Origin of the sequence: Mesorhizobium sp. WSM4906, assembly GCF_029674625.1 — a bacterium.
Taxonomy (GTDB): domain Bacteria; phylum Pseudomonadota; class Alphaproteobacteria; order Rhizobiales; family Rhizobiaceae; genus Mesorhizobium.
Map to the genome: position 1 here is coordinate 5124573 of NZ_CP121355.1, position 20455 is coordinate 5145027.

The 20455-nt window shown below is 64.1% G+C and carries 27 protein-coding genes and 1 pseudogene; 16 read left to right on the forward strand and 12 right to left on the reverse strand.

Annotated elements, in window-relative coordinates; all coding sequences use genetic code 11:
* Nucleotides 1-328: 328 nt before the first annotated feature.
* From QAZ22_RS24705 to QAZ22_RS24730, 6 genes are all read left to right on the forward strand, one after another.
* The gene (locus QAZ22_RS24705; protein WP_278203342.1) at nucleotides 329-2341 is read left to right on the forward strand and encodes an acyltransferase family protein; all 2013 of its coding nucleotides are present in this window, start codon (nucleotides 329-331) and stop codon (nucleotides 2339-2341) included.
* A 252-nt stretch (nucleotides 2342-2593) separates the two neighbouring features.
* The gene (locus QAZ22_RS24710) at nucleotides 2594-2899 is read left to right on the forward strand and encodes a hypothetical protein (protein WP_278203343.1); all 306 of its coding nucleotides are present in this window, start codon (nucleotides 2594-2596) and stop codon (nucleotides 2897-2899) included.
* Between the two features lie 258 nt (nucleotides 2900-3157).
* On the forward strand, nucleotides 3158-3496 hold the full coding sequence (locus QAZ22_RS24715) for a hypothetical protein (RefSeq protein WP_278203344.1): 339 nt from the start codon (nucleotides 3158-3160) through the stop codon (nucleotides 3494-3496).
* A gap of 158 nt (nucleotides 3497-3654) precedes the next feature.
* Complete coding sequence (locus QAZ22_RS24720; RefSeq protein WP_278203345.1) at nucleotides 3655-3978, forward strand: hypothetical protein; 324 nt, start codon at nucleotides 3655-3657, stop codon at nucleotides 3976-3978.
* Between the two features lie 238 nt (nucleotides 3979-4216).
* Nucleotides 4217-4543, forward strand: a complete 327-nt coding sequence (locus QAZ22_RS24725) for a hypothetical protein (protein ID WP_278203346.1) — start codon at nucleotides 4217-4219, stop codon at nucleotides 4541-4543.
* A 249-nt stretch (nucleotides 4544-4792) separates the two neighbouring features.
* Complete coding sequence (locus QAZ22_RS24730) at nucleotides 4793-6058, forward strand: DUF763 domain-containing protein (RefSeq protein WP_278203347.1); 1266 nt, start codon at nucleotides 4793-4795, stop codon at nucleotides 6056-6058.
* Between the two features lie 313 nt (nucleotides 6059-6371).
* Here QAZ22_RS24730 and QAZ22_RS24735 read toward each other — a convergent pair whose 3' ends face one another.
* Nucleotides 6372-6968, reverse strand: a complete 597-nt coding sequence (locus QAZ22_RS24735; protein ID WP_278207933.1) for a DUF6456 domain-containing protein — start codon at nucleotides 6966-6968, stop codon at nucleotides 6372-6374.
* Nucleotides 6969-7016: 48 nt separating this feature from the next.
* Nucleotides 7017-7172: pseudogene (locus QAZ22_RS24740) on the reverse strand (riboflavin biosynthesis protein RibD); the annotation flags it as partial.
* Between the two features lie 119 nt (nucleotides 7173-7291).
* Here QAZ22_RS24740 and QAZ22_RS24745 point away from each other — a divergent pair.
* Nucleotides 7292-8488: an IS256 family transposase gene (locus tag QAZ22_RS24745; protein ID WP_278203348.1), complete on the forward strand. Its 1197-nt coding sequence runs from the start codon at nucleotides 7292-7294 to the stop codon at nucleotides 8486-8488.
* 53 nt (nucleotides 8489-8541) lie between these two features.
* Here QAZ22_RS24745 and QAZ22_RS24750 read toward each other — a convergent pair whose 3' ends face one another.
* The 5 genes from QAZ22_RS24750 to QAZ22_RS24770 form a co-directional block, all read right to left on the reverse strand.
* Nucleotides 8542-8895, reverse strand: a complete 354-nt coding sequence (locus QAZ22_RS24750; RefSeq protein WP_278203349.1) for a hypothetical protein — start codon at nucleotides 8893-8895, stop codon at nucleotides 8542-8544.
* The gene (locus QAZ22_RS24755; protein WP_278203350.1) at nucleotides 8816-9508 is read right to left on the reverse strand and encodes a hypothetical protein; all 693 of its coding nucleotides are present in this window, start codon (nucleotides 9506-9508) and stop codon (nucleotides 8816-8818) included. Before QAZ22_RS24755 ends, QAZ22_RS24750 begins: the two co-directional genes overlap by 80 nt.
* A 199-nt stretch (nucleotides 9509-9707) precedes the next feature.
* Entirely contained in the window at nucleotides 9708-10433 is a 726-nt protein-coding gene (locus QAZ22_RS24760; RefSeq protein WP_278203351.1) for a GcrA cell cycle regulator, read from the reverse strand.
* A gap of 110 nt (nucleotides 10434-10543) precedes the next feature.
* Complete coding sequence (locus QAZ22_RS24765) at nucleotides 10544-10867, reverse strand: hypothetical protein (protein WP_278203352.1); 324 nt, start codon at nucleotides 10865-10867, stop codon at nucleotides 10544-10546.
* Nucleotides 10864-11184 carry a hypothetical protein gene (locus tag QAZ22_RS24770; RefSeq protein WP_278203353.1) on the reverse strand — a complete coding sequence of 107 codons (321 nt, stop codon included), beginning with the start codon at nucleotides 11182-11184 and terminating at the stop codon, nucleotides 10864-10866. The genes QAZ22_RS24765 and QAZ22_RS24770 overlap by 4 nt, the downstream gene beginning before the upstream one ends.
* Before the next feature lie 80 nt (nucleotides 11185-11264).
* Between QAZ22_RS24770 and QAZ22_RS24775 the strand changes: the two genes are divergently transcribed.
* The 5 genes from QAZ22_RS24775 to QAZ22_RS24795 all read left to right on the forward strand — a co-directional run bounded on the left by QAZ22_RS24775 (nucleotide 11265) and on the right by QAZ22_RS24795 (nucleotide 14923).
* Nucleotides 11265-11909, forward strand: coding sequence for a S24 family peptidase (locus QAZ22_RS24775; protein ID WP_278203354.1), 645 nt, complete (start codon nucleotides 11265-11267; stop codon nucleotides 11907-11909).
* A gap of 153 nt (nucleotides 11910-12062) precedes the next feature.
* A complete protein-coding gene (locus QAZ22_RS24780; protein WP_278203355.1) occupies nucleotides 12063-12935 on the forward strand; it encodes a DUF2167 domain-containing protein in 873 nt (290 codons plus the stop codon).
* Nucleotides 12932-13792, forward strand: a complete 861-nt coding sequence (locus tag QAZ22_RS24785; RefSeq protein WP_278203356.1) for a tetratricopeptide repeat protein — start codon at nucleotides 12932-12934, stop codon at nucleotides 13790-13792. The genes QAZ22_RS24780 and QAZ22_RS24785 overlap by 4 nt, the downstream gene beginning before the upstream one ends.
* A gap of 166 nt (nucleotides 13793-13958) precedes the next feature.
* A complete protein-coding gene (locus QAZ22_RS24790; protein WP_278203357.1) occupies nucleotides 13959-14306 on the forward strand; it encodes a hypothetical protein in 348 nt (115 codons plus the stop codon).
* A 407-nt stretch (nucleotides 14307-14713) separates the two neighbouring features.
* The gene (locus tag QAZ22_RS24795; protein ID WP_278203358.1) at nucleotides 14714-14923 is read left to right on the forward strand and encodes a hypothetical protein; all 210 of its coding nucleotides are present in this window, start codon (nucleotides 14714-14716) and stop codon (nucleotides 14921-14923) included.
* Between the two features lie 226 nt (nucleotides 14924-15149).
* Here QAZ22_RS24795 and QAZ22_RS24800 read toward each other — a convergent pair whose 3' ends face one another.
* The 3 genes from QAZ22_RS24800 to QAZ22_RS24810 all read right to left on the reverse strand — a co-directional run bounded on the left by QAZ22_RS24800 (nucleotide 15150) and on the right by QAZ22_RS24810 (nucleotide 16096).
* Nucleotides 15150-15407: a DUF2934 domain-containing protein gene (locus QAZ22_RS24800; protein ID WP_278203359.1), complete on the reverse strand. Its 258-nt coding sequence runs from the start codon at nucleotides 15405-15407 to the stop codon at nucleotides 15150-15152.
* 102 nt (nucleotides 15408-15509) lie between these two features.
* Nucleotides 15510-15719, reverse strand: a complete 210-nt coding sequence (locus tag QAZ22_RS24805; protein WP_278075617.1) for a hypothetical protein — start codon at nucleotides 15717-15719, stop codon at nucleotides 15510-15512.
* Nucleotides 15720-15796: 77 nt separating this feature from the next.
* Nucleotides 15797-16096, reverse strand: a complete 300-nt coding sequence (locus tag QAZ22_RS24810; protein ID WP_278207934.1) for a DUF1236 domain-containing protein — start codon at nucleotides 16094-16096, stop codon at nucleotides 15797-15799.
* A 219-nt stretch (nucleotides 16097-16315) separates the two neighbouring features.
* Here QAZ22_RS24810 and QAZ22_RS24815 point away from each other — a divergent pair, with 219 nt between their 5' ends.
* Complete coding sequence (locus QAZ22_RS24815; protein WP_278203360.1) at nucleotides 16316-16675, forward strand: DUF982 domain-containing protein; 360 nt, start codon at nucleotides 16316-16318, stop codon at nucleotides 16673-16675.
* A 110-nt stretch (nucleotides 16676-16785) separates the two neighbouring features.
* Here the strand turns inward: QAZ22_RS24815 and QAZ22_RS24820 are convergent, their stop codons facing one another.
* Nucleotides 16786-17007 (reverse strand): hypothetical protein, encoded by a 222-nt coding sequence (locus tag QAZ22_RS24820; protein WP_278207935.1) that lies wholly within the window; start codon nucleotides 17005-17007, stop codon nucleotides 16786-16788.
* Nucleotides 17008-17250: 243 nt separating this feature from the next.
* Nucleotides 17251-17550: a DUF1236 domain-containing protein gene (locus QAZ22_RS24825; RefSeq protein WP_278203361.1), complete on the reverse strand. Its 300-nt coding sequence runs from the start codon at nucleotides 17548-17550 to the stop codon at nucleotides 17251-17253.
* 228 nt (nucleotides 17551-17778) lie between these two features.
* On the opposite strand from QAZ22_RS24825, the gene QAZ22_RS24830 reads away from it, so the two are divergent.
* The 3 genes from QAZ22_RS24830 to QAZ22_RS24840 all read left to right on the forward strand — a co-directional run bounded on the left by QAZ22_RS24830 (nucleotide 17779) and on the right by QAZ22_RS24840 (nucleotide 20227).
* Nucleotides 17779-18714 carry a DUF1236 domain-containing protein gene (locus QAZ22_RS24830; protein WP_278203362.1) on the forward strand — a complete coding sequence of 312 codons (936 nt, stop codon included), beginning with the start codon at nucleotides 17779-17781 and terminating at the stop codon, nucleotides 18712-18714.
* A gap of 786 nt (nucleotides 18715-19500) precedes the next feature.
* The gene (locus tag QAZ22_RS24835) at nucleotides 19501-19797 is read left to right on the forward strand and encodes a hypothetical protein (RefSeq protein ID WP_278203363.1); all 297 of its coding nucleotides are present in this window, start codon (nucleotides 19501-19503) and stop codon (nucleotides 19795-19797) included.
* A gap of 244 nt (nucleotides 19798-20041) precedes the next feature.
* Nucleotides 20042-20227: a hypothetical protein gene (locus QAZ22_RS24840; protein ID WP_278203364.1), complete on the forward strand. Its 186-nt coding sequence runs from the start codon at nucleotides 20042-20044 to the stop codon at nucleotides 20225-20227.
* The last annotated feature ends 228 nt before the right edge of the window (nucleotides 20228-20455 follow it).

Genomic DNA, 20455 nt, shown 5'->3' on the forward strand with positions numbered 1-20455 from the left:
ATTCTATGGCCAACGTCACGGCATGGATCCTAGGGTCTGCGCGCGTCGCTTCGCTCCTTGCTCCGCCCTAGGATGACGAAGACGAGATAGGCGGCGCCCTTAAGCCCTCGGTCCTGCCCGTCCTCCGCTGCAGCTGCGGAGGGTGGACCGGACATCTCCCCACAAGGAGGAGATCGGCAGCTTTGGCGCTGCGCTGCCCCTCCTTTTCGTCTTCTTCTCCCTCCCCTTATGTTGCACTGCGTTAGATTTGTTGCATTGCGATATAGGCCCGTAGGCGCGAGGCTTGACCCCAGGCGGGATACGAACGACCGTTGCGAGGTTCGTCTTCGTGTCAGCACCATCGCCGGATTTCCGGCCAGACATCGAGGGGTTGCGAGCGCTTGCCGTGGCGGGCGTCGTCGCCTTCCATTTCGGCCTCGCCGCGCTGCCCGGCGGCTTTGCCGGCGTCGACATCTTCTTCGTCATCTCCGGCTATCTGATCACCCGCCATCTGACCACCGAGATTTCGCAGACCGGCCGGCTCGACTTCCTGCGCTTCTATGCCCGGCGCGCGCGCAGGCTGCTGCCGGTTGCGCTCTTCGTCATCGCCGCGACGCTTGCCGCGGGCGCGATCATCCTGTCGCCGGAGGAGCAGGCGCTTTATTCCAAAGGCGCGATGTGGGCCTCGGCCTATATCATCAACCTGTGGCTGATCCGCTGGTCGTTCGACTATTTCGCCAATGACGCCGCCAACAATCCTTTCATCCACTACTGGTCGCTGTCGGTGGAGGAGCAATTCTATCTCGCCTGGCCGGCGCTGTTGATGCTGGCGGCCTGGCTGAGACCGGGCAAGCGGACGATCATGCTTGCAATCGGCATTGCCGGCCTCGTCTCCTTCGCGGTCTGCGCGTGGCTGACGACCGTGTCGCAGCCCTGGGCCTTCTACTTCTCGCCGCTGCGCGCCTGGGAGTTCGCCGCCGGCGGGCTGGCCTCGATGGCGCCCGCATGGCTGCTCCAGAAGCGCCCGCGGCTCGCCCTGGCGTTCAGCCTGGCCGGGCTGGCGCTGATCGCTTTCGCATACCTCACCTTCAGCGAGGAGGCTCCCTTCCCCGGTCTCCTGGCACTGGTGCCGGTGGCCGGCACCGTCCTTCTTCTGCTGGCGGGAGCGGCAGGCGTCAGGGATGGCATTTTTTCACGCAATTCCGAACGGAAAACCGCGGGGCACTTTTCCTGGAGTTGCGTCAATGCCGCCCTGGCGCTGCCACCCTTGCAGTGGGTCGGAAAACTTTCCTATTCGCTCTATCTCTGGCACTGGCCGGTCATCGTCTATGCCGGCATGCTGGTGGAGGAGCTGACGCTCGCCCAACGCCTCGCCTGCCTCGGGCTGACGTTGGCGCTCTCGGCGCTGAGCTACCATTTCATCGAGAATCCGATCCGTCGCAACGGCTGGCTTATGGCCAATGCGGCGCGGGCGCTGGTGCCGGCCCTCCTCCTGACCGGCACCGGCGTCGCAGCCGCCTACGGCAATGCAGCACTTGCGGTGCGCCACCAGAACCCCGAGCAGCGCAGCATCGCGGCAAGTGCGGCCGAACCCGCCACCGCGCGCGCCAAGGCCTGCGTGGAGGGCTACGACACGGTGACGCCGAAACCCTGCGTGTTCGGCAATGGCCAGCGCATGATCGCGCTGTTCGGCGATTCCCATGCCGATCACTGGTCGACGCCGCTGATCGAGGCGGGAAAGAAGAACGGCTACCGCGTCGAAACCTGGCTGAAGAGCTCGTGCCGTCCCTCGCGCTACTCCTACTTCGTCACGAAGCTCAACCGCGACTACCGCGAATGCGACCAATGGCGCGAGCAGGCGATCAAGGAGATCATCGCCGCGAAGCCTTCGCTGGTGGTGATCTCGGAGCTGGCGCTGACCTCCTCACGCAAGATGGCGGCCGGCAAGGGCCAGCCGGACACGCCGGACGCCGTGTGGCGGGCCGGCCTGCGCTCGACGCTTACGAGCCTGAGCAAGGCCGGGCTGAAGATCGCCTTCATCCGCGACGTGCCGTTCAACGACGAGAACATCGACACCTGCGTGTCGCGCGCGCTGTGGCGCGACAAGGCGCCTTCGCTCTGCGACCAGACCCGCGCCGATGCCGCCAACGACAAGATGGCAGCGGTCGAGCGCGATATCGTGACCAGCGTGCCCAACGCCTCTTACGTCGACCTCACCGACCGTTTCTGCAACGCCACCACCTGCCACGTCTTCATCGACGGCCAGCTCGCCTTCCGCGACCAGCACCATCTGGCGACGCCATTCGCGGAATCGCTGGAGCCGGAGGTGGAGAAAAGGGTGATTTCGAAGGTGGGGAGGTAGGGCGAGCCTGTCTCCCCCCTTGAGGGGGAGATGTCGCCGAAGGCGACAGAGGGGGTCGCCGCGCGTGAAGCGCCTGCGTCTTTCTTGCAGAGACAGAGGGCGTTGGCGCTCTACGTGAGACGACCCCCTCTGGCCGTTTCACGGCCATCTCCCCCTCAAGGGGGGAGATCGGCGCCACATTTTCCCGGGAACACCGCCCGTCCCGAAACCGTTTATCCGTCGAAGGGGCAACCACCGAAAGAGGAGGCAGCGATGAAAAAGCTTCTGCTTGCTTCGATGATCGCCATCGCCTCGGCGTTTGCGATCGCGCCGGCCAGCGCCGCCAGTGTCGAGTTCGGCATCGGCGTCGGTCCCGGCTACGACTATGGAGACTATTACGACGGGTATTACCCGCACCGTTATTACCGGACCGTCTATGATGACGACTACTACGCTCCCAGCGATCGTTACGTGGCTCGCTATCATCACCGGTATTATCGCGACAATTGCCGGGTCGAGTACGTAAGGCACTGGCGCCATCACCACCGCGTGATCGAGCGAGTGCGCGTTTGCGACTAACCGGCAATAGCTGATCTCCCCCTTCGCGGGGCAGATGCCGCCGAAAGCGGCAAAGGGGTCGCCGCGCGTGAAGCGCCAACGGCTTTTCTGCGACACGACGGCGATTTATGCGAGACGATCGGCCGCTTTGCGGTCATCTCCCCCTCAGAATCAATCGCCGCCCGTCTCGGGCGGCGACCCGGGCGGCGAATATTAGCGATCGGGAACATAGGCTGCCTCCGGCGCGTTTATGAGCTACCCCCAAGGAGGGAGGTAGCCATGAAAAAGCTCCTGCTTGCCTCCATCATAGCCATTGCGTCGGCGGCCGCCGTGACCGCTCCCGCCAATGCCGGCCGCATCGAGTTCGGGATCGGCATCGGCGATGGCTATTACAATGACTATTATGACGACTACGGCCCCTACTACGGCGACTATTACGGCGATCGCTACATGCATAGACCGTATTATGGCGGATATTACAGCTACAGGCCGCATTACTATTATCGCCACTACTACGTTCGGCATCACTACTACTACAGGCACCACAGGCGCTGCCATGTCGAATATGTGCGGCGGCACCACAGGTTCTACGAGGCAATTCGCGTCTGCAGGTACTGAGCCGTGCGGCCGGCTTAAAGCGCGTCGCGCCCATACGGATTCAGGCGACGGCCGCCATGGATGCGTGGCGGCGGGCTGATTTGCCGTGCAAGCGTTGCCACGGGAAGCCTTTCGGCGCCGCACGCGTTGTCATGACGAACCTTCAGGAGGAGGTCGTCATGAGAAAGCTTCTACTTGTTTCGACGATCGTCATCGCCGCGGCTGCGGCCATGGCCCCGCCGGCGGAGGCGCGCGTGTTCCTCGGCAGCGGCGGCTATTTCGGTTTTGGCTCGTTCGGCGACTTCTACGACAGCTACGGCGAATATCCGTCCTACGGTCCCTATTGGGGCGGGCCCTATTACGACTACGGCCCTCGCGCCTACAACGACTATGACGGCAGCTACGTGGCGCGCTACGCCTACGGCCGACACTGCCGGCTGGAGCGGGTGAGCCACTGGCGCCACCACCACCGCGTGGTTGAACGCGTGCGCGTATGCGGGTAATACGGCCTCCGAAAACCGGGCTTGGACAAGTTCAGCATTTGAATCGCTGAAGCGGTCCAAGTATTTGTTTCCACGCGATTTCGGCCGCGAACCCGCCAGACGGATTTCCTGGAATTCGCCTTGGCCGGCGCTGGGCCGGGCCGGTCTTCCCATGCCGCCGATTTCCGGTTGAACCGCGCGCAGGAAGCCTTTCGCAATCCTGAGCGTTATCACGGTGAACCTTCAGGAGGAGGTTGCCATGAAAAAACTCTTACTTGCATCGGCGATCGCCATCGCCTCGGCAGCGGCAACCGTCGCGCCGGCGGATGCGCACGGATTCTTCGGTTTCGGTCTCGGTTTCGGACCGTTCGGCGGCTATCCGTTCTACGGCGGCCCATTCTGCGGCGGCCCGTTCTGCGACTATGGCGGCCGCTACTACGGCCCGCGCTACTACGACGACTATTATCCCGGCTACGTGGTCCGCTATCCGCACTACTATCGGTACCATAGGTACTACTATTACAGGCACCACCACCGGTATCATCACCACTACCGGCACCACCATCGGTACTATTACAGGTATTAGATAGAAGCCGCAGCGGGCCGCTGGCGATCTCCCACCTTGAGGGGGGAGATGTCGCCGAAGGCGACAGAGGGGGTCGCCGCGCGTGAAGCGTCAACGCGTTCCGCGACAAAAGACAACGCCGGCGCCTTATGGGAGACGACCCCCTCTGGCCGCTTCGCGGCCATCTCCCCTCAAGGAGGGATTTGCGCCCAGCTTGCAAATCCCCGCCAAAATGCCATCTAGAAAGCCGGCATCCACGGAGACGGATACGTGACGCAGCGAAGCGGCAGCGCCGACCTGCCGCTGCATGGCGGGCGGGTTCCGAAATGGCTAGGCGAGCGCATGACCAGGCTCGGCGCGGTGTTGTGCGAAGCCATCATCCATCACTACGGCCGCGACGAGCTTTTGCGGCGCCTCGCCCATCCCTTCTGGTTCCAGTCCTTCGGCGCCGTGATGGGCATGGACTGGCATTCCTCCGGCATCACCACTTCGGTCATCGGCGCGCTGAAACGCGGGCTGAACCCGATGTCCGGCGAGCTCGGCATCCATGTCTGCGGCGGGCGCGGCGCGCATTCGCGCAAGACGCCGGGCGAGCTCGTCGCCATCGGCGACCGCATCGGCCTCGACGGCGAGGCGCTCGCCACCGCCAGCCGCCTCGTCGCCAAGGTGGACAGCGCCGCCGTGCAGGACGGCTACGACCTTTATCTGCACGGCTTCATCGTCACCGATGACGGGCGCTGGGTGGTGGTGCAGCAAGGCATGAACGGCGACGCCCGCCAGGCGCGCCGCTACCACTGGCTGTCGGAGGGGCTGGAAAGCTTCGTCGACCAGCCGCACTCGGCGATCGAAGGCGAAGCTCAAGGCGAAATCGTCAACCTCACCGACCATCGCGCGGAAAAAGCGCGTGGAAGCCAAATCCAGCTTTTGAAGACGATGAGTCCGGAAAAGATCCTGACCGAGCTCGCGGTGCTGGAGCCGCCGGCCGAAGCGCCCGAGCCCGCCGCGCAGCCGCTGTTGCCCAATCTCGTCATGCCCGCGCATCACGACGTGCGCGAAAGCGATATCGTCATGCGCCGCCTGCACGGCAACATCGCCTCCGCGATCGAAAGCAGCCCCAAGGATTTCCCCGAACTGCTCCTGGTGCCTGGCGTCGGCCCGCGCACCGTGCGCGCTCTGGCCATGGTCTCGGAAGTGGTGCACGGCGCGCCCTACCGCTTCTCCGACCCGGCCCGCTTTTCGCTAGCCCACGGCGGCAAGGACCGCCACCCCTTCCCCGTGCCGCTGAAAGTCTATGACGAGACGATCGCGGTGCTGAAATCGGCGGTGGCGAAGGCGAAGCTCGGCCGGGAGGAGGAACTGCAGGCGCTCAAGCGACTGGACGGGGAGTCACGCCGGATGGAGCGGTACGTGACGGGGCCGAGTTTGAAGGAGATCATCGCGGGAGAGATGGACCAGTCGCATCTGCTGGGCGGGCGAAGTGTGTTTGGGTGGGAGCCACATGACGGTGAGCCGAAGGCGCCGAAGAAAGGCGCTTGAGGCGCCGCGCTGTAACGCGCTGACAACGACCATCGGCCGGCGCTGCCCCTCATTGCCCTGCCGGGCATTTCTCCCCGTATAGTGACGGGGAGAAAGATGCTGTCATCGCCGCTTTCGCCAATTTTCAACGCTGCTATGGGCGCCGGCGTCGCGGCGAGCCCCCTTCTCCCCGTCACTATACGGGGAGAAGGTGCCGGCAGGCGGATGAGGGGCAGCGCCGGCGTAGGCAGTCTGGGGCTTCGAAGCAGCCGCGCAGCTCAGACTTTGGTTCACCGCGACGCCAAGTGGCTGATTTCGTGGTGTCGATCGACCCTCACCCCGCCTTCCTCCCCATCATCCCATAATGCACCGCCAACAAATCCAGCCCCACCTTCAGCAGCTTGACCACCACGTCGCGCCCGTCGTCGCTGCGTTCGGCGATGGCTTTCACCGACTGGCCTTCGAGACAGATTTTTCGCACCACCTCGGCCACCTCCCAATGGGCAAGCGCGGCTGCGGCCTGCGCGTGGGCGCGGCCGGCTGACAGCGCGCGGTCGGGGATGCCGCCGCCGACGCGGCCGCCGTCGACGCGCTCGCTCCAGGATTGCGGCTGCAGGCCCTCGCGGGCGGAGCGCTCGAAGTCGTCGCGGAAGCGTTGGCCGGCCTCGCGCTGCTGGCGAGAGAGCGAGGTGATGCCCACCAGCGGATCGACATTGCGCAGGCGCACGATGCCGCCGGTGGAGGTGTAGCCGCCGTTCGACACCTCGTAGACGCGGCGCGCCTCGGCCGTGCCGGGGGTGAGGCGCTGGCGGCCGAAGCGGTCTTCCTTCAGCGCGAAGTCGTGGCCGATCTCGCGGCGTATGCGCACCTGCTCGGCCTCGCCCTTGGGGAGTTTCGGGGGTTGCGGTTTTTTCGAGGGTTTGCGGGGCATGGGGAGGTCCTTGGGTTGGGTGGCAATTGGCAAGGCTGGCGGGACAGCGCCCCCCTCTGCCCTGCCGGGCATCTCCCCCACTTGGGGGGAGATTGGCTGTGTTGTTCGCCCCACCTTCTCCTGCAACGTAGGCGATTGGCGAAAGCGGTGGCGAAAGCTGATCTCCCCCCTTGAGGGGGAGATGGCCGGCAGGCCAGAGGGGGGTGCCTGGCGCCGGCGTATCGTGGTAGTGTGCTGAGAGTTCTGCAAATTCGCTGAGAGAGGGCGGTCATGGCAGGCTGGTGATTGTTCACGTCACCTGATTCCCGCGAAGGAACGCCACCATGACCAAGATCGAAGATAAATCCGCCATAGCTGCCGTCAAAGACATTCTGCTTTCGAACCCGGATGGGCTGCACGAAGTGATCCGCGCAGTGATGCAGGAGGTCCTCGAGGCCGAGATGGACGAGGCGCTGGGCGCTTCGAAGAGCGAACGGACACCGGAGCGGCTCGGCTATCGCTCTGGGTATTACGGCCGCACGCTTGTCACCCGTGTCGGCAAGCTGGAGCTGCGGGTTCCGCAGGACCGGCAGGGGCGCTTCTCCACCGAGCTGTTCGAGCGCTACCAGCGCTCCGAGCGGGCCTTGGTGGCGACGCTTGCCGAGATGTACGTGCAAGGCGTGTCGACCCGCAAGGTCAAGGCGATCACCGAGGAGCTGTGCGGGCATGCCTTCTCGGCCTCGTCGATCTCGGCCATCAACAAACGGCTGGACGAAAGCCTGAAGGCCTTTGCCGAGCGCCCGCTTCAAGAGCCCTTTGCTTACCTCGTGCTCGATGCCCGCTACGAGAAGGTGCGCGAGGCCGGCATCGTCATGAGCCAGGCGGTGCTGATCGCGGTCGGCATCGACTGGGACGGGCGGCGCCAGATCCTGGCCGTGGAGATGGCCAATCGCGAGAGCCGCTCGGCCTGGAAGGACTTCCTCGTGGCGCTCAAGGCGCGCGGTCTTAGGGGCGTCGAACTGGTCGTGTCCGACGACCATGCCGGCCTGGTCGCGGCGATCGGCGAGGTGATTCCGGAAGCGGCCTGGCAACGCTGCTACGTGCACTTCCTCAGGAACGCGCTCGATCACCTGCCGCGCAAGCACGGCGACGACTGCCTGCAGGAGCTCAGATGGCTCTACGACCGGCGCGATCTCGCCGAGGCCAAGGCCGATCTCGCCGCGTGGCTGGCCAAATGGTCGGGCCGCTATCCGCGGCTGACGACGTGGGTGGAGGAGACCATCGAGCGCACGCTGACCTTCTTTCGCCTGCCGCGCCAGCACCACAAGCACCTGAAGTCGACCAACATGCTGGAACGCCTCAACGAAGAGATCAGGCGCCGCACCTATGTCGTGCGCATCTTTCCCAACGCCGAAAGCTGCCTGCGCCTGGTCAGGGCGCTGGCCGTCGAAACCAACGAAAACTGGATGGAGGCCAACCGCTACATCAACATGGACGACCTGCGCGAGCATAAGAAGCTCGCTCTGCGCCAAGCCGCATGACCAGCCTCATGGCCGCCCCTTTTTGCAGAACTTGACGCACACAACCCGTATCGTCATTGCCGGCGGCGCTCCCCCTCTCCGTCGCGGCTGCGCCGCGCCACCTCGCCCCCGCTCCCCGGGGGCGAGGAAAGGAGCGCCCTTTTCGCCATCAACTCCCGCATCAGGCGCCTTTCCCGCACCTCGATCGAAAGCAGGGCGCTCGACGGGCAGAACTGGGCGTTGTCGACCTTCGCCTCGCCGCGAATGAAACGCTGGATGGCGGCCTGCACGTCGCAGAGCTCGGCGTCCTGCACGGCGGCCAGATAGCCGCGCAGCTGCATCTCGGCGTCAGCCAGCGCGGATTGCGGGAAGCAACTGAACATCGCGGCCAGTGCTTTCGCCGCCTGCTGCAATTCGGCTGCGGTCATTGATCTCCTCGATGATTGCGTTGGCGGCATCGACATGGGTCGTGCGGCGATGCCAGTTCTGTCCGGCTGCACGGCCCGAAGATGATTTCCCGTTCTTTTCCCGCGGAGCGGCAATCCTGGGAGAAAACGCCAGGGCGTTTTCTCCCGATGGATCTATGGCTTGTGGATTCATGGATTCTGGACTCTGGGGTTTATCCTCCCGCTTTTCCCCGGTCTTAACCCGTCGCTTATCCGACGGCGAAAAAGCCCTTTCCTTCGAGAGGCTTGGGTTGCCGCCCTTCGCGCCATTGCGGCGCGCCGCGCGGGCCTTGCGGGCGTCGGCAATCATGCGCCTGGAATAGATGCGGCCGTGGCGATCGCGCGAGAAGACGCGGTTCTGCTCGAGCTCGGCAAGCAGGAGCCCAAGCTCGGTTTCCGCGCAGCCGGCAAGGCGGGCAAGCGCCGCCTCGTCCAGCCCCTTGCCGGCGATCGCGACATAGCCGACCGGCTCGTGCGCAGCGGCAACGCACAGCATGCGCATCCACAAGCCCTGGGCTGCCAGCGAGCAGAGGCGCAGGTTCGGATCGGACTCCCAGTCCGACCAGAAGAATCTCGACCAGACCGTGCCGCTCATGAGGAGGGCCCGCAAAGGCGGCTGAGCTCGAATCTCCCCCCTCGAGGGGGAGATGGCCGGCAGGCCAGAGGGGGTCGCCGCGCATGAAGCGCCAACGTCATCTCCGTCGCCGACGAGGCTGGCGCTCCATGCGCCAGGACCCCCTCTGTCGCCTTCGGCGACATCTCCCCCTCAAGGGGGGAGATTAACAGCGCCATCATCACGTCCCCCTCCCGCGATGGCCGTGAAACCTGGCATGGTGATGCGCGCAATAGCTCCGCGTGCCCGTGGTCGGCAGCCCGCAGCACAGCATCTCCGGCCCCGGGCGCGCGCCGGGCGGATCGTCCTCGGCATCCTCGCGCAGTGCCAGGTCGATCGGCGCGCGGCAGCGGTTGAACAGGCAATCGAGGAAGCGCATGGCCGCGACATGCGGCTGGCGGCCGGGATTTACCGGGGGCGGCGGCGCGGGGAGCTTGTAGAGCTGGGCTTCGGATTTTTCGCGCGCGCCGGGGGCGAGCCAGGCGGGCGGCAAGCTGCGCGCGGGTTTTCGCGACTTGGGCTTCTTGGGTTTGGGTGGGGTGCGGGCATTCGGCGGCGTGGAGAGCTCACTTCTTGAGAGGTCGGCGGGACAGCGCCCCTCTCTGTCCTGCCGGACATCTCCCCCACGAGGGGGGAGATTGGCGGTTGCGGCGCTGGCGACCACCCTTCCCCGACGATCCGGCCGTGCGTGCTTCCTCGGCCTGCCGCCGGCGCGACCGCCTTTGGGGTTGGCGAAGCCGATGGCTCTAAGCCCGGCATTGCGATGCACGATGCCGATGATGGCGTTGCGCGAGACCGCGCTGCCGCGCAGCGCGCTGAAGCGGCCGGCGATGCGCGAGGCCGAAAGCCCCTCCCTCAGCCAGGCGGCGATCTCGTCGATTTCCTTTTCGGTGTAGGCGGCAGGCATGTCTCATTCCATTGCTTGCGAAAGGCTTGGGCTTGCGAAGCGCTTGGCTTGCGGCCACGCGCCAGGGTTCGGCCGCGAGGCCGTTGGTCAGGTCAGGGAAAGGGTTGGAATCAGGCGGCGCCGGGCGCCGCACCAAGCAGTCGAAGAAGCGCGGCTTCGGCCGCCGCGCGCGTCAGGCCCGACACCGCCCGGCCCGTCATCCGGTCGAACAGGATGACGGTGCCGTCCTCGGTGCGGATGCAGCTTGTGCCGCCCGAATTTGGGGCCGGAGAATTGGGGGCCGGAGCCGGGGGAGGAACGGCTCCGGCCGTTCCGGTGAACCGGGGTGCGGGCGGTTCGACCGGATCCGGGGCAAAAGCCCCGGAATGCGCCCGGACCGGGGAGGAGGACAGTCCGGACGATTGGAATTCGTGGATAGAGGGACGCGCGTTCATGCCGCCTCCCCTTGCATTGCGGCGGCGCGGCCGGCCAGCCACTCGTAGCTTACGCCGGCAATGCCCAGCCTGCGGCTTGCGGCCACCACATGCGGCCAGTGCTGCGGCGCGATGCGGCCACGGCGACGCATCTGGCGGGCGGCCTCGTAGCCGCAGCCGACATCGGCGGCGAAGGCGCCGATGCTCTGCCAGGAATCAATTAGCCCCGAGATACTCGTGGGCAGCCCCGAGATGCTCGTGGGCAGCCCCGAGATGCTCGTGGGCGACCGCGAGATGATCACGGGTGATGCGGAAATGCTTGCGGGATGCTCATTCATGCGCTAAGCGTACGTTATGTACGAATGGCGCGCAAGCGAAATCGTACAATTCGGACGATAATTTTCAGGCATTTTGTACGATGATGGATTCCCGGCACCGATTGCAGCAGGCGCGCGCCCAGGCCGGCTATGCCACGCCCAGCGATGCGGCCCGGGCGTTGCGCGACATCAACAAGAACACCCTGATCAGCCACGAGAACGGCAACCGGCCGCTGTCGCGCAAGGCGGCTGAGAAATACGGCCGGCTGTTCAACGTCGACCCCGGCTGGCTCCTTTTCGATGCTAGCTTGGGGGGCGACGGCGCCGAGGCCGCGCCGGTGCACCTTGCCGCCTCGCCGGTCACCATCGACGTGCCGATCGTGTCCTGGATCAGCGCCGGCGAGCTCGGCAGCCAGGACAGCGTCGTCAACCTCTCGGACTATCCGACCATCCCGACCGCCGACCTCGAGGAAGGCGAGTGGATCGCGCTGCGCGTCGACGGTCCGTCGATGAACAAGATCTCGCCGCCGGATTCGATCATCTTCGTCAACCTGCGCGACAAGCGGCTGGTGACCAATGGCTGCTACGTGATCGCCGACGAGACGGGCCGCGCCACCTACAAGCGCTACCGCCCGAACGACACCCCGCCCTTCCAGCCGGCGTCCTATCTCGACATCCCGCCGCCGGAGCTGGAGGGGGCGATCACCATCATTGGGCGGGTGAGAAGGTCGATAATCGATATGTGAGGATAATATCGATCGAGGAGGAGAAAGCGCCTCGCAGTAGCGTTGCGGCTTCGCCGAAGAACAAAAAAAGAACTTCGGACTTGTACTTGTCCTCAAAATCCCCTTAGATCACGGATGCGTGGGATTGGGGTCCCGTTTGCCGGGAGGGGGGTCATGTACAAATCGATCAGGGGAAATCTGCGTTTCATCGTGCTGGCGCAGGCCTTTGTGCTGACGGAGCCGGCCGTCCTGCATGCCGAGGACGCGGACTATCATCCGCAGAACTTCACCCAGCCGCTGAGCGTCGCCAGGGGCACGATTAACCCGGCTGGCGGCGGCGCCGTCTACCTGAAGCCGGAGGACAGGTGCAATCTGGTGGTGAAGGAGTTCGGCTGGGACCGTGACCAGTGCGGCACGATCGACCAGCTGATCTTCGGCTTCACGCCGGAGATCGACAACCTCACCGTCGAGCAGCCCGTCTCGGACGGCTATGTCAGCCTGGCCGACTGGGACAGCGCCGGCCGCGGCGAAGAGATCAGCGCCATCGAGGAGAGCTTCAAGGAATCGGTGAAGGCGCAATCCGAGCGCGTCGGACAGGAGATCCGCTTCGACGGCTGGCTGGTCTATCCGCAAATCGACAAGGCCAGGAACATCCTCTATTACGCCAACATCCTGAACTGGGGCGGCGACAGGACGATCAACATCTCCGTCTCGATCTTCGACCGGCAGGGCTATGTCCCGATGAAGATCGTGCCGGTGAACGGCAACATCGCGGCCGAGTCCGTGCTGAAGATCGTCGAAGCATCGGCCACAGCCTACAAGCCGAAGGCCGGCTCTTCCTATTTCGAACATTCCAGCGGCGACAAGGTCGCCGGCTACGGCGCGCTGGGCGTGCTGGCGGCGATGCTCGGCGTCAAATTCGGCAAGGCCGCCGGCGTCGGCCTCATCGCGCTCGCCCTGGTGGTGCTGAAGAAAGGCGCCTTCCTGCTGTTGCTTCCGCTGGTCTGGCTGAGAAAGCTGTTCAGCAGGAACAAGGCGGACAGTTGAGCTTGGGAGGCCGGCAAATAGCAGACCGGGCGGATGAAAGCAGTCTGATACAGCTGATGCGAAAATGGCGCCTGCCGTTGTTGCTGCTGCTGGCCTGCCTTGTCGCGCTCGACGTCCGCGGCGCCATGGGGATCGCCGCCAATCTCACTTACGCGGCCTGCCTCGGCAATCCGGCTGACCCAGCCCAGCGGATCGAAGCCTGCACACAAATCATCGACAACAAGGCTGAGGGTCCAGACAAGCGCGCGACGGCCTACTTCAAGCGTGCCTACGCCTGGTCAATGGAAGGCGATCTCGACCGCGCCATCTCCGATAGCGACCAGGCGATAAGCCTCAATCCCGAATACGCATCCGCTTACTACAACCGAGGCTATGACTGGGCGCTAAAGGGCGATTACGACCGGGCTATTGCCGATTATGGTCAGGCGATCGCCTTCGATCCGACGCTCGTCGGAGTCTATGAAAATCGTGGCCAGAGCTGGGGCGGCAAAGGCGACTATGACCGCGCCATTGCCGACTTCAACGTGGCAATCGGGCTCGATCCGAAAGGCGCCTACGCCTATTACGGACGGGGCTTAGCCTGGTCCTACAAGGGCGACGACGACCTTGCGATCGCGGACTACGACCGGGCCGTGGACCTCGATCCGACGCTGGCCGATGCATATTACGCGCTGGGTCTCGCTTGGGCACACAAGGGCGACCACGACCAGGCCATTGTCGACTACGGCCGGGCAATCGCGCTCAATCAGAAATCCGCCGATTTCTACAACGCCCGAAGCAAATCATGGACGGCGAAGGGGAACCGCGAACGCGCCGAGGCCGACCAGAAGATGGCGGCCGGCATCCAAGGAAAGTAGCGCGCCGCCAGGGCCTTAGAAGCGCCGGCAGATCACGGTGCGGGAGTGCGAGAGCTCGTGTTGTAAGATCTCGCGGCTTTCTGAAACCATCGTTCAAATTGTACGAATCCTGCTTGACCGTATTTCGTACATAAAGTACGATAGTCTCTCCTCCGAGGGGACGTCCTTGAACACCGCGAACCATGCCGCTTTCGCCGATCTCTCCCGCCCATTGCTCTCGCCACTGCCGCTCGCCGTGCGTGAGCGGTTGGCCGGCGCCTGGCGCATGGCCAGCCAGGACATTGCCGACGACATCCGCTTCATCCGGCAATATCTGAAGGTGATCGCCGAGAAAGACGAGCGGCTTTCGACCGGCACGCTGGTGCACGGCCGCGCCTATGTCGAGGCCTGCGCGGCCTGGCTGCCGGAAACGGTGGCGCGATATTTGCGGAACCTCAGGCTGATCAGCGAGTGCGAATGCGCGATGACCGCGGCCGGCGTGCGGTTCGCGAAGTCGAGCGATGCGTGGGAATGATGCGCCCCTTCCTTTGCTCGGCAAAGAGAAGAACAAGACCGAACGCCGGCGGGACGGCGCCCCCCTGTCCTGCCGGACGTCTCCCCCACTTGGGGGAAGATTGGCAGTTTTGGCGACGGCGCCTTTCTTGCAACGTTGGCGATTAGCGAAAGCGACCGCGACAATCCGATCTCCCCACCTGTGGGGGAGATCTCCGGCAGGACAGAGGGGGCGGCGAAGGAACGCGGCGAAGACAATTGCCGCCCCCGGAACGCGAACAATCATGGCCTCTGCAACCTTCGGCTCCGCGCCGCAAGAAATGCATCGTTTCACACAATTGCCAATTGGTGGACGCCGGCGAGCAGGCGGTAGTTAATTCGTCTCAGCGAACGAGGGTAAAGCCGTAATACCAGGGAGGAACTGGTTTGATGGACCACCAAATCGACATCGGCATACAGCCCGACGATCAGCCTTACGAAATCGCCTCATTTGCGAGGAAGCACGGCCTGACGATTCCCGTCGCGGACGCGGTCCTTTTCGCCAAGGGGCCGTCGCCGTCGCGGGCCGCCTGCGATACGGCAGCGCTGGCCCTCCTCTGCGCGGTCGCCCAATACGCCAGGAAGCAAGGGGCGCGCTAAAGCGGTCGCGATCTTTCAGATTCGCTCCCATGCGCTTTAGGCTTTTGATCTTACGCATGTCTTTGTCCCGAAACCGGTTCCCGCTTTCGGGAGACATGATCTAACCGTTCGGAGCCCTCCCTTCTCCTCTTGCAGGAGAAGGAAAGGGCGCGGCGTTCTCGCGCCCTTTCGGCTGTTGTCGGGATGGCCGGCGGCGCGTGGGCCGCCCGCTTGGGGCCGCCTGAAATCAGGCCTTGGCTTTCGGTTTGGCCGCCTTCGCGGGTTTGGCTGCCTTGGCGGGCTTTTCAGCCTTCGCCGCCTTTGGCTTGGCGGCCTTGGCGGCGGCCGCCTTCTTCGGCGCGGCCTTGGCTTTCGGCTTTGCAGCGCCGTCGATCTCGGCGGTCGCCTGGTCCCAGTGCTCCATATGCGCGCCCTCCGGCCGCCCTGCCTGTTCCCAGATCTCATGCGCCCGCCGGCGAATGCGTTCCTGCCTGTCGTCCGTCACTGTCGCCTCCATTTGGTTGGGGCCGTTCCCCGACGGAAACATTAGCCGAATTTTTCGGTGGCGTCTTGCGCATCGACGCTAGGGGGTCGGCAGCGATTTTCTTCAGTGCACGTCGGAGACGACGGCGACGCCGAGATGTGCTGCCTTTTTTGTGATCAATCCGGCCAGATCGGCATCAGAGCGCTCGGTTCCCGTGCGCTCGCGCAAGATGGCGATCGCATCCTTCATCGACAGCAGGCCCGTGCAATGTTCGGCGAGAAGCTTGTCGACGTTCTTGGCGATGTCAGGTGATTCGACATGGGGATGGTGCATGGCTGCGACTCCTTTCTAGGAGCCGGCATCCCCCCGCCGGGCATGGCGGGAGGATCGGGGCTCGTAAGCACAAAGGTTTACTCGATAACCTGTACCACTCTGCGTGTGCCAGGGTCGACAAGAACCGTGTGGTCGTTGACGACAGTATACCGGTACTGAACGTCCGGCACCGTCTGCAATTCAACCGTATCCGGCACCGTCGAGCCTATGCCGAGCTCGAGGCCCAGAACGTTGACCGAGGCAACCGGGTGCCTGTGGACATATTCCTTGACGACGGTCTGCTGCTCAGGGGTGACGATCACCTCGTCCGCAGCCGCAACGCCGATACCGGCCATCAGAGCCAGGCCGGCGACAGCAGGAATGAGGGTGGTTTTCATCATAAGTCTCCTGTTGCGTTGGCGAGCTCCACACTGCCTCCGCCAGAGCGGAAACAGCGGCAGATCGAACATGGGAGCTCGTGGAGCAAACGCCCGCGGAAGACTCTTGTTCCGTCGGCGGCGGCCAATGGTTTTCTTCTCCCGCTTGCCGGCAGGGAACCGTCGCGGCGGCTTCGCATTGTTTGCGTTGAGCGATTCCAGATGCCGAGGGCCGCCGCCATGAGCAAGCCTACCGTCACAAGCGACATGCCGCTCCGCGCCCCGGTGGCGATCGCCGTGGGCGCGGGATTCAAGCGCGAGATCGCCTCGTTGGCGGCGATGCAGAATTTCCTCAAGGAATGGCCGCAGGCGATGCGAGGCGACTGCTATGTCGCGGCGGCGCAGGCCTGCGAGGCGGCTTGGACCGGAGAGAGGAAACTCAAAGAAGCACGACAGGCTTTCCTCTGCTTCGCGGAGAAGGCCGGCATTCTGTGGACCGGCGTCGATCCGGTGACGGCGCTGCGCGAAGCCAAGATCAGGCGCGGCAAGACCAGGCGCGCAATCGCACCGCGGCAGCGCGCAAACCAACCGAGGCAGTAGGAAGAAAAAGCCCCCGCGCGAAGGGCTATGGCGCGCGAGCGACGCCGCACACTGCCGCCCATTTCCGGACGGCAGCTGGTCGACATCGGATGGCGGGGGAAGGCTTATTGTCAGTTAGGCGACGATTCGCCAAACGCCTCGGTGACGAAGGATGCGGCGATCAGGTCGTCCGCATCGATGCGTAGGGAGCCCTCGCCGCCCCCCATGATGGCCGCGACCTTCTGGAAGGTCTTCATCTCGTGTTCGGTGATCCGGGCGTCCCGCATCCTGGCTTTCAGATCGGCGACACGCATCCCGAGCGAACGGGATGTTCCGATTTCTCGTTTCGACATATTGGTCAGTCCTCCTCCCCCCAGCCCGTGCCTGTCTGTGCCTGTCTGCCGCCGCCCGAACGAATCCGCATGCTGCCGATGGCTTATGTTGCTTATGAGGCAACCGCGAACCCAGAGGCGGCAACGCGCTCCCGAACGGAAGGTTCCGTAAGCGTATGGTAACAAAATAATACTGCGCTGCGGCCCGCCGGCCGCAAGCAGGCGACGGGCCATTCGGTTTTGCCGGCCGAAATCAGCGGCCGGCTACTGCAGCACCTCGACGATCTTGCGGGTGCCGGGGTCGACGATCACGGTCTGGTTATCGACGACGACATAGCGGTATTTGACGTTCGGCACTTCGTGCAGTTCGACCGTATCTGGCAGGGTGCTGCCGACACTGAGCTTCACGCCGGGAACCTCTATCGAGGCCAGCGGCTGCTTGTGCACATATTCCTTGATGACGGTTTCCTGCTCGGGCTCGATGACAACGTCCTGCGCGGCTACGGCGCCAGCGCCGGCCAGAAGCAGAAGGCCTGCGGCGGCTGTGGTGATGTGCATTCTCATAGTCATCTCCTTTTGCGGATAAAAGACGCCTCCTCCGCTGCGCCTGCGATTTTCCACAGCCGGTCGGCACTTGGTCTAACGCCATGCGCCCACGGCTTGTTCCGGCAAAATTGCCGACCGCGTTGTTCGCGAAGAACCTCCAAAGGGTCCGCCAAAACAATTTCGGAACAATGCTTTTCAGCCCGGGTTATCCGAATGAAGGGACCCGACTTTCCGAGGAGGAATCCGATGAAACACCTGTTGATCACGAGCATGCTCGCGCTCGGCGTTTCTTGCGGCGCCGCGATGGCGCAGACCGAATCCACGCAGCCCAGCGGCGGCGACAATTGCGCCGCAGGTCAGGCCGACTGCCAGAAGGGCGGCAAGGCCCAGGGTGGGATGAAGTCGCAAACCGAGGAGAACACCCAGGGCGGGGCCAGCACCGAGCAGAAAGCCCAGGGCGGCACCAAGATGCAGACCAATGAGCAGGCTCAAGGTCAGGCCGGCACCAGCACCGAGCAGCAGGCCCAAGGCAAGGCCAAGATGAAGACCGACGAGCAGGCCCAGGGTCAGGCTGGCACCAAGACCGAGGAGCAGGCTCAGGGCACGGCCAAGTGCAAGACCGGCGAGACCAACTGCCCGAAGACGAACGAACAGGCCCAGGGCAAGGCCAAGATGAAGACCACCGAGCAGAACGCGCAGGGCAAGACTGGTACCAGCACTGAGCAGAATGCCCAGGGCACCACCAAGATGCAGACCCAGCAGAACGCCCAGGGCAAGACCGGTACCAGCACTGAGCAGAACGCCCAGGGCACCACCAAGATGCAGACCCAGCAGAATGCCCAGGGCAAGACCGGTACAACCACCGAGCAGAACGCTCAGGGCACCAACGTCCAGACCGATCAGAACAAGACGGCCTCGATCACCAATGTGACGGTCGAGCAGAAGACGCAGATCACGCAGATCATCCACGAGACCCACGTCAAGCCGGTCGCGAGTGTCGACTTCGACATCTCGGTCGGCGTCGAGATCCCGCGGCACAAGATCCGCCTGCATCGCGTGCCGGCCCGCATCGTCAAGATCGTCCCGGCCTATGAATCCTACGAGTATTTCGTGCTGGCCGACGGACGCATCGTCATCGTCGATCCGGACACCTACGAGATCGTGGCGATCCTGGAGGCTTGATCCGGACGGCGTTCCCGTCAGGAGGAGGTCCGCCGCGCCGCAAGGCCCGGCGGGCCGTTTTTGGTTCCTGCGCCAGCACGCCGTCGAAGCTTAGCAGCCTACCGAACGTGGCGGCACGCCATCGATTCCGGCGAGAGATCGGACAACATCATATTCAGAAAGAGCCGGGAACCCGGACAGCCCGACCTGCTTATCGTGATGACACAGGATTTCGCAGGCCGGGCCGTGTCCAGCAGTGAATGCCAGGCATGAAGAATTTGCATCCATCAGGCCGGACGCGCAACTCACGGTATGCGAGGGGCTGAAATCTGGTTCGCCTTACAATCCCACCGCATATCCATCGACCGGCTTCCGAGGACAGCAAAGCGGCCGCGCCGCCTTCGCAGGAAAGCAGCGGGCCGGCCCTCCCGCCGATGAAGGGACGTTCTCGGCGGTCGTGCGGGATTGCGCGATGGTTGGGGACAGGCTCAGCCGAGCAGGATTCCGGCAGCCGCGAAGGCGATGCAGAAGCCGAAAACAGGCACGAGAAGCCACCGCGCCTCATAGACGCTGCGGTCCATCAGTTCCTCCTGATTAACGTAATGAAAGGGAACAGATCCGCCTCGGCTTGGTTCCTTAGTCAGAGGTCCCGGGCCGCAGGTCCTGATCGCATCGGCCCTAAGGCCTACGGCACCGAGGCTGCCTGAAGTCTTGCGATCCCGCCGGAAAAGGTGCAAGGGTCGAGACGGGTAGAGAAAAGGGCGAGATCGCCGGAGCCGGGAGCGGTTGCGGCGCTCGGTTGGGCAAATGTATTTTCCGCAGTTCCTTGTAGGAATGACGGCAACGCTCCTGGTGGTCCTGGGCTGGACCTACGCGTCCACGGGATCGGTCTGGGCGTCGCTGGGCTGGACATTCCTGGCGGGCGTGGTGCTGCAGGCAGGCTACTTCGTGGCCGTGCTGTGGCTCGTGAACGCCGAAAGCCGGGTGACGGACGAGAGCAAGGCGACCGACGCCGGCGCACCCGCCAAGCTGCCCGGCTCGTTCGAGCGCGACGGCATCATCCACGCGCTGATCTCGCGGCTGTTCCCGAGGCTGCTGCCCTGAGCAATTCCGTCAGGAATTGCGACAAGACAAAGACAGCAATTTCAGGAAAAGTGCGCAGCGGTTTTCCGCCGGGGACGCAATATCTGGCCAGCTCGGCGTTTGTGGAGGCGCGGGAGCTCCGGCATTCGCCGGCGCCGCGGCCTTGCCGGCGCAATTGCACCCAAAAGTAGTCAAGCCGCCGGCTTGCTGACCGGAGCCGTTGCTGCATATATCGGCGTATAACCATTGCCAACGGCAACACGCGATGGATGACCCGAAACCAACAAGCAAGAAACAGCGCCGACTGTCGGCTTTCGAACTCGATTCCGTGCGGGAAGCCTTCCGGCGGTCGGTCCGCGAGAACAACGTCACGGAAGCCGACTGGGCCGAACACGCCAAGACGTTCATCCAGAACATGATCGGCAAACATGGCGGCATCAAGCAGCGCTGACTGCCCGGGGCGGGAGCGGCCCGGCGCCCTCATCAGTTTCGGGGAGTGAGAGCTACCGGGCCTAACCGGCGGGGACCGCTTACGGGGACTTCGCTACTTGGGCACACCGGCTAGCGAAGAAATATACGCTCCCGCTAATGTAATCGGAACGCATCCATAAGGACGAAGGCGGGAGTAGCTCGCCATGCCGGAACAGCTCGGCAAGGCCGATCGCCACGACCGGCTCGG